The sequence below is a fragment of the Streptomyces neyagawaensis genome (genome assembly GCF_023516595.1).
Classification (GTDB): Bacteria; Actinomycetota; Actinomycetes; order Streptomycetales; family Streptomycetaceae; genus Streptomyces; species Streptomyces neyagawaensis.
In genome coordinates this window covers 1-12,719 of record NZ_JAMGBG010000206.1, presented here as the reverse complement: position 1 = coordinate 12,719, position 12,719 = coordinate 1, and the positions used below count along the sequence as shown (strand labels likewise).

The 12,719-nt window shown below is 67.7% G+C and carries 13 protein-coding genes; 11 read left to right on the top strand and 2 right to left on the bottom strand.

All coding sequences use genetic code 11. From position 1 onward, the window contains the following. From M8J73_RS43475 to M8J73_RS43430, 10 genes are all read left to right on the top strand, one after another. A partial coding sequence (locus M8J73_RS43475) for a carbohydrate kinase family protein (RefSeq protein WP_249829876.1) occupies positions 1 to 245 on the top strand: 245 nt, incomplete at its 5' end. 1 nt (position 246) lies between these two features. Continuing rightward, positions 247 to 1,650, top strand: coding sequence for an aldehyde dehydrogenase family protein (locus tag M8J73_RS43470; protein ID WP_055540565.1), 1,404 nt, complete (start codon positions 247 to 249; stop codon positions 1,648 to 1,650). A gap of 825 nt (positions 1,651 to 2,475) precedes the next feature. Then, positions 2,476 to 3,210, top strand: a complete 735-nt coding sequence (locus M8J73_RS43465; RefSeq protein WP_063799256.1) for a response regulator transcription factor — start codon at positions 2,476 to 2,478, stop codon at positions 3,208 to 3,210. Positions 3,211 to 3,461: 251 nt separating this feature from the next. Beyond that, positions 3,462 to 4,475, top strand: a complete 1,014-nt coding sequence (locus M8J73_RS43460) for an ABC transporter ATP-binding protein (RefSeq protein ID WP_157873212.1) — start codon at positions 3,462 to 3,464, stop codon at positions 4,473 to 4,475. A gap of 430 nt (positions 4,476 to 4,905) precedes the next feature. Further along, the gene (locus tag M8J73_RS43455) at positions 4,906 to 5,802 is read left to right on the top strand and encodes an HTTM domain-containing protein (protein ID WP_055540567.1); all 897 of its coding nucleotides are present in this window, start codon (positions 4,906 to 4,908) and stop codon (positions 5,800 to 5,802) included. Beyond that, entirely contained in the window at positions 5,802 to 6,818 is a 1,017-nt protein-coding gene (locus M8J73_RS43450) for an alpha/beta fold hydrolase (protein WP_055540568.1), read from the top strand. Before M8J73_RS43455 ends, M8J73_RS43450 begins: the two co-directional genes overlap by 1 nt. Then, positions 6,815 to 7,447: a hypothetical protein gene (locus M8J73_RS43445; RefSeq protein WP_055540569.1), complete on the top strand. Its 633-nt coding sequence runs from the start codon at positions 6,815 to 6,817 to the stop codon at positions 7,445 to 7,447. The genes M8J73_RS43450 and M8J73_RS43445 overlap by 4 nt, the downstream gene beginning before the upstream one ends. Beyond that, a complete protein-coding gene (locus M8J73_RS43440) occupies positions 7,444 to 7,872 on the top strand; it encodes a thiol-disulfide oxidoreductase DCC family protein (RefSeq protein WP_055540570.1) in 429 nt (142 codons plus the stop codon). The genes M8J73_RS43445 and M8J73_RS43440 overlap by 4 nt, the downstream gene beginning before the upstream one ends. 166 nt (positions 7,873 to 8,038) lie before the next feature. Further along, positions 8,039 to 8,644: a hypothetical protein gene (locus M8J73_RS43435; protein ID WP_157873213.1), complete on the top strand. Its 606-nt coding sequence runs from the start codon at positions 8,039 to 8,041 to the stop codon at positions 8,642 to 8,644. Between the two features lie 314 nt (positions 8,645 to 8,958). Then, positions 8,959 to 9,786 (top strand): ABC-2 transporter permease, encoded by an 828-nt coding sequence (locus M8J73_RS43430; protein WP_079055024.1) that lies wholly within the window; start codon positions 8,959 to 8,961, stop codon positions 9,784 to 9,786. Between the two features lie 120 nt (positions 9,787 to 9,906). On the opposite strand, the gene M8J73_RS43425 is transcribed toward M8J73_RS43430, so the two are convergent. Beyond that, positions 9,907 to 10,785: an LLM class flavin-dependent oxidoreductase gene (locus tag M8J73_RS43425; protein WP_157873214.1), complete on the bottom strand. Its 879-nt coding sequence runs from the start codon at positions 10,783 to 10,785 to the stop codon at positions 9,907 to 9,909. 205 nt (positions 10,786 to 10,990) lie between these two features. Between M8J73_RS43425 and M8J73_RS43420 the strand changes: the two genes are divergently transcribed. Beyond that, the gene (locus M8J73_RS43420) at positions 10,991 to 12,040 is read left to right on the top strand and encodes a sulfotransferase (RefSeq protein ID WP_055540574.1); all 1,050 of its coding nucleotides are present in this window, start codon (positions 10,991 to 10,993) and stop codon (positions 12,038 to 12,040) included. 110 nt (positions 12,041 to 12,150) lie between these two features. Here M8J73_RS43420 and M8J73_RS45865 read toward each other — a convergent pair whose 3' ends face one another. Next, positions 12,151 to 12,690, bottom strand: coding sequence for a YunG family protein (locus M8J73_RS45865; RefSeq protein ID WP_420834099.1), 540 nt, complete (start codon positions 12,688 to 12,690; stop codon positions 12,151 to 12,153). Between the last annotated feature and the right edge of the window lie 29 nt (positions 12,691 to 12,719).

The window sequence follows — 12,719 nt, the reverse complement described above, 5'->3', positions numbered from 1 at the left end:
AGGACGAGGTGATCGAGATTCCGGCCTTCGCCGTCGACGTGGTGGACACCACCGGCTGCGGCGACGCCTTCTCGGCCGGCTTCCTGCGCGGACTGGGCCTGGGACGCGGACCGCGCGAGTGCGGCGTGCTCGGCTGTGCCGCCGCCGCGCTGGTGGCACAGGGCCTCGGCAGCGACCACGGCGACTTCGACCTCGCCACCGCCGACGCCTTCGCCACCACGGCCGCCACCCTGGAGAGCCGCTGACATGGACACCATCGACACCACCCGGGCGCCCGGCACCGAAGCCGCGGCCACCGTTGCCCGACTGCGTACCGTCTTCGCATCCGGCCGCACCCGGTCCGTGGCCTGGCGCCGCGCCCAACTGTGGTCCCTGCGAACCCTGTTGACGGAACACGCACAGGAGCTGGGGGAGGCTCTGAGAGCCGATCTCGGGAAGAGCCCGACGGAGGCGTTCACCACCGAGATCGGGTTCACCGTCAACGAGATCGAACACACGCTCGCCCGCCTGCATGGATGGCTGCGCCCGCGTCGGACCGGTGTGCCGCTCGCGCTCGCACCCGCCCGCGCCCGGGTGATCCGGGAACCCCTGGGCACCGTCCTGATCATCAGCCCGTGGAACTACCCGGTGCAGTTGGCGCTGGCCCCCCTGGTCGGAGCACTGGCCGCGGGCAACTGCGCCGTCGTCAAACCCAGCGAACTCGCCCCCGCCACCTCCGCTGCCCTCGCCCGGCTGCTGCCGCTCCACCTCGACCCGCAGGCGGTGGCCGTTGTCGAGGGCGGCGTCCCCGAGACCACGGCCCTGCTGGAACAGCGCTTCGACCACATCTTCTACACCGGCAACGGCACCGTCGGCCGGATCGTGATGGCCGCCGCCGCCCGCCACCTCACCCCGCTCACCCTGGAGCTGGGCGGCAAGAGCCCCGTCGTGGTGGAACCCGGCACCGACCTGGCCACGGCCGCCCGCCGTATCGTCTGGGGCAAGTTCATGAACACCGGCCAGACCTGCGTGGCACCGGACTACGTCCTCGCCGTGGGCGAGACGGCCACCGCACTCGAACCGCACCTGGCCTCAGCGGTCCGCGAGATGTACGGCGACGACCCGGCCACCAGCCCCCACTACGGCCGCATCGTCAGCACCCGCCACTTCGACCGGCTCGTCGGCTTCCTCAAGGACGGACGCACCGTCGTCGGCGGAGACCACGACCGCGACAGCCGCTACATCGCCCCCACCGTCCTCGCCGACGTCGACCCCGGCGCGCCGGTGATGAACGAGGAGATCTTCGGCCCCGTCCTGCCCGTCGTCGCCGTCCCCGACCTGGACACGGCCATCTCCTTCATCAACGACCGGGACAAACCCCTGGCCCTCTACGCCTTCACCGCCTCCGCCGACAGCAAGCGACGCCTGACCGCGCAGACCTCCTCCGGCGCCCTGGCCTTCGGCGTCCCCAACGCCCATCTCACCGTCCCCGGCCTGCCCTTCGGCGGCGTCGGCGAAAGCGGCTTCGGCCGCTACCACGGCGAGCACTCCATCGACACCTTCAGCCACACCAAGGCCGTCCTCGACAAGCCCCTCTTCGCCGACCCGCTCCGGATCGCCTACCCGCCCTTCACCACCTGGAAGGACCGGCTGCTGCGCCTCCTGCTGTGAACGACGCATGCTCCGCTGCTGGCTGCGGAGTGGTTACGGGCGCTGTGTCATGGTACTGAGGGCACGGCCAGGCCGTGACGAGGGCGAGCAAGCGGTAATCCACCGCGTGGGCGGCGAGGGGCGGGGGGCGGCTGACGCACGTGCTTCGCAGTGCCCTCCGCCACGAGCGCGGCCACCTCCGTTTCCCGGCGTCCAGGGGACACGGGCAACTGCGGCACTCCGCCGGGCGTCGGCCGACGCCACCAGGGCCAATTCGACCGCACAGGCCGGACTGTCGTACTGACTTCCTTCCGTGACGGCATTCTCGAACGCCGTCGGGCCGAGGGCCGCCATGTTTTCCTTCTCGAAGCGGGCCTGGAACCGGGACATGCCTGCGATCCAGGCAGGGAGGCCATGACCAGCGGCTCTACCCGGTACGGACCGCCGGTGACCCACGTCAGCGCTACCCGGCAGTAGTACGGCCGCGACTGACGGTTGGCCAAACAATTCCTCAAACTTTGAACATGTCCGGCGTGGGAGCCGTATGCAAGAACACCGTGATTCCCTCCCCGTGGTGGGCTCCCCCGTGCTGGGCTTCCGTCCAGGAGGCTGCGATCCAGCCCGATCCGGCCCCCGAGGAGACGACGGACAAGCCAAAACGGCTCTACACGCCGCGATAACTGGGGAAGCGATTCCCCCACCGGCTGAAACTGGTGGCCCCTTCGCCAGGAGACTGATGGCGTCAATGGAAGGACGCACAGAGGTATGGACATGCAACATTCCTCACATATCGGTACTAACCGCCCTCCGGCCCCGTCGCCTTGCCACGACCGCCTGCCTCACCCTTTGGGCCGCGAACTGACCGTCGGCCTCGCGTGTGCCGAAGACGACTGGCCGTACTCGGAGTGGCCCGCCAAGAACGGTCTGGTCCGGACCCGGTTTGTGCTCCCGCCGTATGACCAGCTGCACTCCGGCCACCGGGACGGCCCGGACGCCGTGGTGTTGCGCTGCGACGATCCTGTGGACGCCTTGATGCCACTGCTCGACGCCATGCGGGGCAGGACCATCCCGGTGATCGTGAGCAGCCCGGTATGGCAAGCCGACCGGCTCGCTGAGGCACTCCGCCACGGAGTGAGTGGATACCTGGTCGACGGCGACCACTGCTCATGCATGCTCAACTCGGCGGTCCTGAACTGCGTGGCCGGCAACACCTATCTCTCCCCCATGGCCTGCACGGCTCTCAGAAAGGGAGCGTTCCCCGTGGCGGCCGTGGGGAGCGGGGACCCGGGACCCGCGGAGGCGCTGAGGGTCGGCCTCTCCCCCAGGGAACGGCAAATCATCGAGCTGCTGTCCTCTGGCTACGGAGCGCCCGAGATCGCCAAACGGCTGCATCTGGCCGAGAAGACCGTGCGCAACAACCTCAGCAACATCTACGCCAAGCTGGACGTCCGGAGCGGGACGGAGGCGGTTCTGCTGTGGCTGGGCGCCAGTCGAAACCCTGCGGGGGCCACGGTAGCCGAGAGGCAGGACCCGCGGTTCGGGCAGGCAACGCTTCCTGCTGCGCACTCCAACACGGGCTGACAATTCCCGTTCACATAAAGTGGTCCCCCGGCAAAGCCCGGAGGGCCCTTGCTTCGCGTCGGGCATCGAGATTTCGACGCTGGCGGCGTTGCTGAACCTCACTGTCGATTCCCGGGATATTTGACCCTGGCGGTAATCGGCACAGCAGAGGAAATTTGAAATCCGTAACGTCCTGCTGTGGCCTGGCACCCCCGGTCAGTAGTTGACGGCCAGGACATCGACTCTGAGCCCCTGGCCGAGAAAACCACGCTGTGGCCGACCGCATAGTCTCCGGAGGCGATCTTCTAATGGCCGGTCCATCCGATCCGGTTATCGAGACCAAGGCCCTGACAAAGGTGTACAAGAGTAAGACCGGTTCACACGTTGCGGTGGACGGGGTGAATCTGCGGGTCGACAAAGGAGAGTTCTTCGGACTGCTCGGCAGCAATGGAGCCGGCAAGTCCACGCTCATCGGCCTGCTGACCACGGTGATCAAACCCACCCGTGGCCGCATGCGGGTGGCCGGCGCCAGTGTCAAGCACCGCCCAGTGGCGGTCAAACGGGCCATCAGCGTGGTCCCACAGCGCAATTCCCTCGATCCGCAGCTCACGCTGGCGGAAAACCTCGAGTTCCACGGGCGGATGTTCGGGCTGGGAGCTCGCCAAGCGCGGCGGCGTGCCACACGCCTGCTCCAGGAGTGTGGCATCGAGGATGTCGCGTCGAGAACGATCAGGAGGGTGTCGGGCGGCCAGGGCCGGCGTGCCCTGATCGCCCGGGCACTGATGCACCAACCACAGGTGCTCTTCCTCGATGAGCCGACAGCCGGCGTCGATATCAAAGCCAGGCGGCTGGTGTGGAATCTGCTGCGCGGGGTCCACGCCGCCGGGACCACCATCGTGCTCACCACCCACTACCTGGAAGAGGCACAGGAACTGTGCGGTCGCATCGGCATACTGAACCGAGGGAAGATCACGGCCATCGGTTCGCCCGACAAGCTGCGCTCCGAGGCGGGGTTGCAGACGGTGGTGACCATCCAGCTCAGCGGGGACGCCGAGGCTGTCGCTGCAGCGGCCGACCAGATGCCCGAGGTGACCAAGGTCGAGCATCACGGTGACACCTTGCGGCTCTACACCCACAAGCCGGATGGCCTCATCAGAGAGGTCGTCTTCCTCGCCGAGTCCGCAGGACTTCACGTCACATCGGCTACCACCGCTGCTCCGAGCCTGGACCGGGTGTTCCTCACCCTGACCAGCAAGACCCAGCCGGGTCCGAGTGTGCCGGTATAGCGGCCGGACCAAACCCGCCCCGCCGACCACCCAGGCCGACCGTAATATTCTCCGGCACCGAGTGCCCGGGCGTCGACGCCTGCGTGTATCACCTCGTCGGCTATATCGACCGGCTCCACTACGAATTCGCGCTGGAGAACGGCCTGCTAATCGCGTCGGAATCCTCGACGCCGGTCTCCCTCACGGCCGCCTTCTCCCTTGGTTTCCGACGCATTCTCCGCGACCGAGGTTTCGCTGAGAGTTCTTTACGGTGACTCGGGATATTTGACCCTGGCCGGGACCGGCTCGGTAGCGCACACTCGATTTCAGACAGTTGATCAGCCAGTCTGGTCCAGTCCAGTTTCACTCGTTCCCGAGTGTCGATCAAGACGTATCGAGCGAGGGGTCAATCGAACTCCTTTTGATGCCCCCTCACTAAGGAGGTTGACGCATGCAAGCGTGGACCACGGTCCTCGAAAAGGCCAAGGAATTCGAGGGTACCCAGGTGGGGTCCGAAACGGAGTCGACGATATCGGCGGTGGAGCGGCTGAATGCGGTATGTGCGCTCGTCGGGGCGTTGGAGCAGTTGAGCCGCATCTCCGACTACCGGGACGACGGTACCGTCTCATGGCAGGTGATGCGGGAGCGGTTCCCCGATCAGGACCACTGGAAAGTGCGGGTCATGGACCGGGTGTTCAGCTATCCGGGAGTGGCGGGCATGACCATCGTGCGGGGCCTGGCCGCGGCACGGCTGCTGCTGGGCCGGCCGGGGCCGACGGAGCGGAAGCTGCTCGACGGTGTGCTGGTGGCCGCCGCCAGTGTGGGCAACGCGCGTACGCACTACGGCGGTGACGGTTCCGATCACATCTCCTACGTGGGTCTGGTCACCACGTTTTTGGCCCGGCTGTTCCCGGACGACGCGCGTGCGCAGCGGGTGTGCCTGAAGTTCCTGTCGTTCCAGGCGTGTCTGTCGTATCCGGTCTCGGGTGCGGTGAAGGTGGCCTCGCCGACGTGGCGCAGCGGCCGGGCGATCACCGGGATCTTTCGTACAAGCACCTACGGCGACAAGTGGCTGTACGAGCTGACGAAGAAGCATCCGGCGATTCCGGTGTTGCTGGCGTGGATGGTGATCCTGGGGGAGTTGGCGTTCCCTTTGGTGCTGGTCGCGCCGAAGCCGGTCGCCCGTGCGATGCTGACCGCGTCGACGATGTTCCACCTGGCCAACGGCCGGTTCATGGGATTGAACCGGTTCGTGTGGGGATTCGCCTCCAGCTACCCGGCGGTGGCGCACATGTCCCGCGGGCTGGGCCCGGCCGCGCCGGCTCGTCTCGAGTCGGGGGTGCGGTGATGCGGGCCACGTGGAACGCGCTGTCGGGATGGTCCCGGCGGTGGGGTACCGCGGAAACGGTCGAGAATCTGGTGATCGGTGGCACCCTGACCGCGGTCACCGCCGCGATCGCCATCCGCGAGGTGCGGGGCCCCAATTCCCGGGTACCGGGGCGGATGGCCGGGGGCGGCGGGGTCCATGTGATCACCCGTCCCGGTGGCGGCCCGACGGTGCTCTTCGAGAACGGCCTGGGCTACCCGGCCACGATATGGTCGTGGGTCCAGCGGGGATTGCCGGCCCAGACCGCCTCGATCGCCTACGACCGGCCCGGTATCGGGTGGAGCCCTGCGCAACGCCGGTCGACCGCTCTGGCGTATCCCGAGAGCCTGCGTGCGACGGCGCGGTCGGTGGCCGCCTACGGGCCGTTCATCCTGGTGGGTCACTCGGTGGGCGGGCTGCTCACCCGGATCTTCGCCCGCCACTTCCCGGAGCTGGTCGGCGGGATGGTGTTCGTCGATTCGGCCCACCCCGCGCAGTATGTGCGCTCGCCCGGGCAGGCCGCCGCGCTGGAGCAGCTCCGCAACGACCTCGACCAGATGATCGTGCGCGGCCGGCTGGGCATGCCCCCGTCGTGGAACAGCACCATGCCGCTGTTCCAGCTGCCCCCGGACGTGGCGCAGATCACGAGCAAGGTGACGTTCCAGCCCCGCAACCTGCGGGCCGCCCGACGCGAACTCGATGTCGCTGAGCGGGAGTGGAGCGCCCACGCCGACGAACTGACCGCACTGGGGAGGCCGGTCGCGGTGATCAGCGCGCAGCAGTCCCTCGCCAAGGACCCCGTCATGGACGAGCTCCACCAGGAACTGGCCGACCTGTCCCCGGTGAACCGGCGAGTGGTCGTGCCCGGCGCCGACCATCTGACCGTGCTGACCCACCAGCCGTTCGCGGCGCACGTCACCGACGCCATCACCTGGATCATCAACGAACTGTCTCCGGCCACGGCGAAGCCGGCGGCGCAGCAGGGAGGACAGAAGTGACCACCGACCCCCTCTCCCACCGAATTCCGCAGCTGCGGCCCCGGGTCAGGCGCACCGCGTCGTGGACCGCGCTGTACTCCGCCTTCGCCGTGTGGGGAACGTTGACCGTGCTGCGCAACCTGGACGTGTCCCCCGCGCTGCTGCACAAGTTCACCCGGTACGGCCTGGCGGTACCCAACTACCGGTTCTTCGGCCCCAACCCGGGCACATACGACTTGAACCTACTGATCCGCCACCGGAACCGTGACGGCTCTCTCACCGAATGGCAGGAAGTCGTCGTCGGCGAGGAACGGAACCTGCTCCACGCCGTCTGGGCCCCGTTCCGCCGCCCCGAGAAAGTCATCAACGACGCGGTCCGCGAGGTGTACCGGACCGGTAGCACCGTCCTGAGCAATGACTTCCTGCCACAGACGACAGGCTACAAACTCCTGCTGAACGTGGCACGGAACCAGGTACCCCACGACAGCACCGCCACCGACGTCCAGTTCGCGGTATGTCAGCTCGCCGTCTACGAGCCACTACTGACCCCGCAGATCACCTACGTCTCCGCGTTCCACGACCTGGCCACCGCGGACATGACTGCTGAACACGTCCCGCAGCCGACAGCGGCCACGGCTGAGCCATCGTGACCGCACCCGGCCAAAACGATCGCTCCGGCCGTCATGCCGAGCTGCTCTACGACAACGACTGCGGATTCTGTACCCGCAGCGTGCAATGGCTGCGCGACCACAACGCCCTCAGCCACACCCGCACCGTCGCCTGGCAAAGCCTCGACCCACGTCGCCTCCCCGTTGCCCGACAACGACTCGAACGCGAGATCATCCTCGTCAGCGACGGCGACATCCACGGCGGCGCCACCGCCCTCGCGCACGCGGTGAGCAGCGGCTCACTCCCCTGGCGACTGACCGGCCACGCGCTGCGCCTGCCCGTCATACGCACCCTCGCCGCATACGTCTACCGGAACGTGGCCGTCAACCGGCACCGCATGCCCGGCGCCACCGCCGCCTGCGAAATCCCCACCCGAGCCGCGCCATCACCGAAGTCGCGAACCTGACGGCCCGACCGGCCCAGCCGCACGCCCGCGCCAGACAGATGAGCAGGCGGCCCATCGTCCGCCCCCGCAGTCCCCTGCCCGGCGACGTCGTGCGCGACACGTACGTCAAGCCTGGCCCCAAAGCCACCGGCGGAACGATCCGACGGAAACGAGAAGGGAAGCAAAGATGTTTCAACTGAAGAAAACCAGGGCGGCCGATTACGCCGACCTGTCCCCGGTCAACCGCACCGGGTTCATCTCAGCGGCCGACCCCATCAACTGCGTGGTCGAGGCGGGTGCCGTCGTCGCTGAAGGGGCGGTTGAGGCGGGGGAAGCGGCGGCGGAGGCCGAGGGCGAGGCGTTCGTCGAGGCCGAGGCCGAACAGTTCGCGCAGGCGGAGTTCGGGCAGGCCGCACAGGAAGTCGCCGAGGCGGAGGCCGCAAACGCACCCGCGGCCGCCGAGGGCGGCGTGAACGCGGCTGGCGCGCAGGTCGCCGAGGCGGAAGCCGCCAACGCACAGCAGCAGGCAGTAGCCGCGGCACAGGCCGATGGCCAGCAAGTAGTCGACGGAACTCCCGCAGGTCAAATAGTCAACGGCGCCCAGGCAGAGGCACAAGCCGCGGCAGAGGCCGATGGCGTGCAAGTAGTCGACGGAACCCCCGCAGGCCAACTGGCAGCAGCCCAGCAGGCGAACCAACTGGCCGCGGCCGGGGTGGGAGTCGGAGCCATCGGCGCCGCAGCCGGCACGGCAGCCGCCGGCAACGCTGTGGCGCAGAACGTCAACAACGGCTAGTCGCCTCCGTGCAGGGCTGCCCCTCACGGTGATCTCGGGAAGCCCTGAAGACCCCCGAGGGTACGGGTTCCGCACCGCCGACGCGTCATCCCACTCGTCATGCTTGCCCTTGAGACGACCGCCCCCGAGGGCAAGCATGACACCAACTCGCTCCAGTCTGACTGACACATCGCGGACATGACGAATTCTTCGGCCTGCTGGGCAGCGACGGAGCCGGTAAGTCGACCTCGATCGGCACGCTGACCGCCGTGCACTGACCAGACGCAGTCCACCGGCCACCGCAAGCCGGTGGCCACGACCGAAGACGGAAAACCATGGCATTCACAGCGACCCGAGCCAAAGATGTCAAACTGACCATCTGGCGGCCATTTCTCGTACTCGTGTTCCGCGAGATCCGCCGGCTCCGCAAGGAAGCGGCAGGGTTCGTCATGAAGATCGCCATCATCACGCTGTCCACCGTCTTCGTCTTCGACTTCGTCCTGCCGCAACTCGGTGGCCAGAGCCTCGGCGTCACCCAGGGGTACGCCACGGTCCTGGCGCCGGGAATGGTCGCCGTCGCCACCTGCAACCAAGCGTTCACCGCCGCTCTCACCGCTGTCAGCCTCGACTTCGGGCCGCTGCGCCGCATCGACCAGGCCCTCATGGCCCCGCTCCCCGTACCGCTCATCGCCCTGACCAGGATCGTAGACGGCACCCTGCGCGGAGTTCTCGCGGCATGCGTCGCCCTGCCGATCGTCGCTTTCGTGCACGCCCCCGGCGCACCACCAGCGCTCGACCTGACCCGATGGCCCTTTCTGCTGGGCACCGTGGTCGGAGCCTCCATCCTGTTCGCCGCGTTGGGGATCGTAGTCGGCACCGCCGTCAACCCCGGCAAGGTGTCCAACGTCCTGCCCTTCGGCCTGCCCGTCATGATCATGCTCGGATGTGTCTACTACCCCTGGGCGGCGCTCGGCCCCCTCCCCTGGCTGCAGTACGTCGTACTGGCCAACCCGGTCGTCTACATCACCGAGGCCACTCGCTTCGCCATCGCTCCCCAGCTGGGGCACCTTCCCGAATCAGTCCTCCTCTGGACGATCGGCGTCGGCCTGATCCTCACCACCGCCGTCGGACTGACCCGTTTCACCATTAAAGCTCGCCCATGAACGGCGTTCGGGTGTGGCCGGGAAAGTCCTTCAGCAGCGGCGGTATCCAAAGAGCCGGGCCTGCCCGGCCCCTCCCCCCATCTTGGACGAAGCCTCACACAGCGCCGACGATGAGGCTGATCAGCGTCCCAGCAGCCGCATCACCGGAGCGAACTCCGCCGCCATCCCCGCCGGCACCGTGACCAGAGAGAATCCCCACCGCTCCCGGCGGGCCAGCAACTTCTGTGCGACCTGCTCAGCGGTGCCGACCAGATACGGCACAAGGCGCGGCACCGTCTGCGGCGAGCAGCCCCAGCGCCGGGCGAGCGCATCGGTCACCGCTGCCGGGTTCTGGGTCACGAAACACCCCCACAGCAGATGATTGAGGCGTGGCGGTACGTCCCGTCCGGCCGCCCCAGCACGCACCCAGGCCAGTTGTGCCTCGACGCTGGCGTCAAGCATCCCGGTGTATTCCGTAGGTCCGTCCGGTCCCATCGGCGGGAGCAGGCTCACGATGTCCGCCTCCTGCCCGGCCAGCTCCAGCATCCGGCGACGGGCTCCCCCAAGGAGCAAAGGAGGGGGTGACGTGCCGTCCGCGGCGGCTGCCGCGGCCAGGACTTCCCGCACCTTCGGCAACGCCGCCCGCAGCCGGTCGAACCGCGACACACCGGCTTCCAGTTCCACGCCGGACTGCACGTAGTCGTCACGCATCCAGCCTGCTCCCAGGCCCACCACAGCCCGGCCCCCAGAGAGGGTGTGCACCGTCGCCATCTCCGAGGCCAACAGGGCCGGACTGCGTAGATCGCTGTTCAGGACATAGGTGCCCAGCCGGATCCGACTGCTCACCCCAGCAGCCATGGCCAATGCGGGGACCGCAGCCAACCGAAGCCGTAGATGATCGGTCACCAACAGGGCGTCGTAGCCGAATTCCTCGCTTCTGCGGATCACCGTCAACCATTCTGCGGCACCGTAGTCCGGCTCCGCCACGACGGCGAATTCGAACGGTAAAGAATCTGCCACGTCACCCTCCCCGCTCGCCATGGCCACCATTTCCGGACCCGGGCAGCATGCTACTTGCTGATCGCCTCCGACTGCCGGGCGGTAACCAGCACGTCGGAGCGGACTACTCCGGGACATTTGACCCTGTGATTTCGCCAGCCGGTCGACTAGCGTCTTCCGGTACTTGGGCAACCTGCATGCGAAGAGGGCAGAGGATGGTCACCACATGAGCTTGACTTTCGTCGTCAGCACGGGACGCTGCGGCTCAACTCTACTGTCGCGACTTCTGCATACGAACCCCGATATCCTGAGCATCAGTGAATTATTCGGCCTCGTGCCCATCAAAGACCGGCTGGCCGGGCACCTGGACGGGGGCGATTTCTGGCGACAGATCGCTGATCCCGTACCCTTCATTGACGCCATGGTGCGCGACGGCCTCACCCTTCCGGAATTTCTCTACCCCTACACCACCGGACGGTTCACTCCGGAAACCGGGGTGCCCTTCATCAGCCACATGACCCTGCCGACGCTGACCGATGACCCGGACGGCGTCTTCGACTGGCTGGCGGCGATCGTGCCAGACTGGCCGACCCGGCCAGTCCCCGACCACTACCGCCACCTGTTCTCCCTGCTTTCCGACAGGTTCGGCGGTACGGCGACCGTGGAGCGCACCGGCGGTTCCATCCGGGCGGTGGCGGACCTGCGCAGCGCGTTTCCGGAGGCACGCTTCATCTATCTCAGCCGGGACGGGATGGACTCCGCCCTGTCGATGAGCAAGCACGCCGGTTGCCGGATACCCGTACTCGTCGAGAGGGAGGGCTCCTGGACCCGAGCAGTACACAATGCGGCGGATCGAGCCACTGGACAAAGCGGACGATTCCCGGCAATCGACGCAGAACGGATCATGGAATGTGAAATTCCGCTGGCCTCGTTCGGTGACTTCTGGTCGACCATGACCCTGAAAGGCGCCGCGGAGCTGGCCCGGATACCCCTCGACCGCTGGACCACCGTTCGCTACGAACAGCTCCTGCTCGACCCCGTCGCCAGCCTCTGCCGGCTTGCACGGTTCCTCGGCGTCACCTCCTCGCCCGAGTGGCTCTCTTGGGCAGAGAAGCAGGTCAGACCGGAAAGAATCGGAACATCCATTGATCTCGCCTCGGCGGACGTGGCCGAGCTGCGCGCCGCATGCTCCCCGGGCTACGCCGCTGACGAAGCCCTCCACGCCCAGCATCCGCCTACGGCTGCAGGCATCGAACACGGTCGGTCAAAGCGGTGACGACGCCACCGGGACGAGAGGCCCGCCGTGACACCGCTTCAGGTTGCGGCATCATCCCGGCATGGGCGAGAGTCCGTCCTGCCGGGGCTGAGCAGACCGAGGCAACCAGCTCACCCGGGGGAAGTCGTGTCCGGTTCGGTTCCGCCGGCCGGAGGCGGTAGCGTGCCCAGGTGGGCCTCGACACGGGAGCGCAGGAGTTGGCACTCCGCCCAGTGGCGGGGCAGCGGTCCAGCAGGACGCCAAACCACACAGGCGGCGCTGACCACCTGACCGCGCTGGAACTGCTCGCGGGTCAGATCGATATGCACGACCTTGATGTCCTGCCAGAAATGCTCACCGTCTGGCGACCTGCGCCCGCAGGACCGCACTCCACCCCCTGGACACCGGATCCACGGCCGGCGTCGTACCTCCAGGAGGCGCACATCAGGGAAGCACGCATCACCGGCCCCGGCCCGCGCCCGCCTCCTGGCTGGCGACCGTCTTCGAACTGCCCGGGGAACTGAACGCCGGGGCGCTGGAGCGGGCACTGCTCGGCTGGATCGACCGGCACGAATCGCTGCGCAGCCGACTGCTCCCCCACGGCGGGCCTGGTGCCGGGCCCAGGGGCGGTCGGTGAGCCGGGCGACGCTGCGGGCGGGGACGGTTGCCATGCTGTAGCGAGGCCGTCGGCGATGTCACC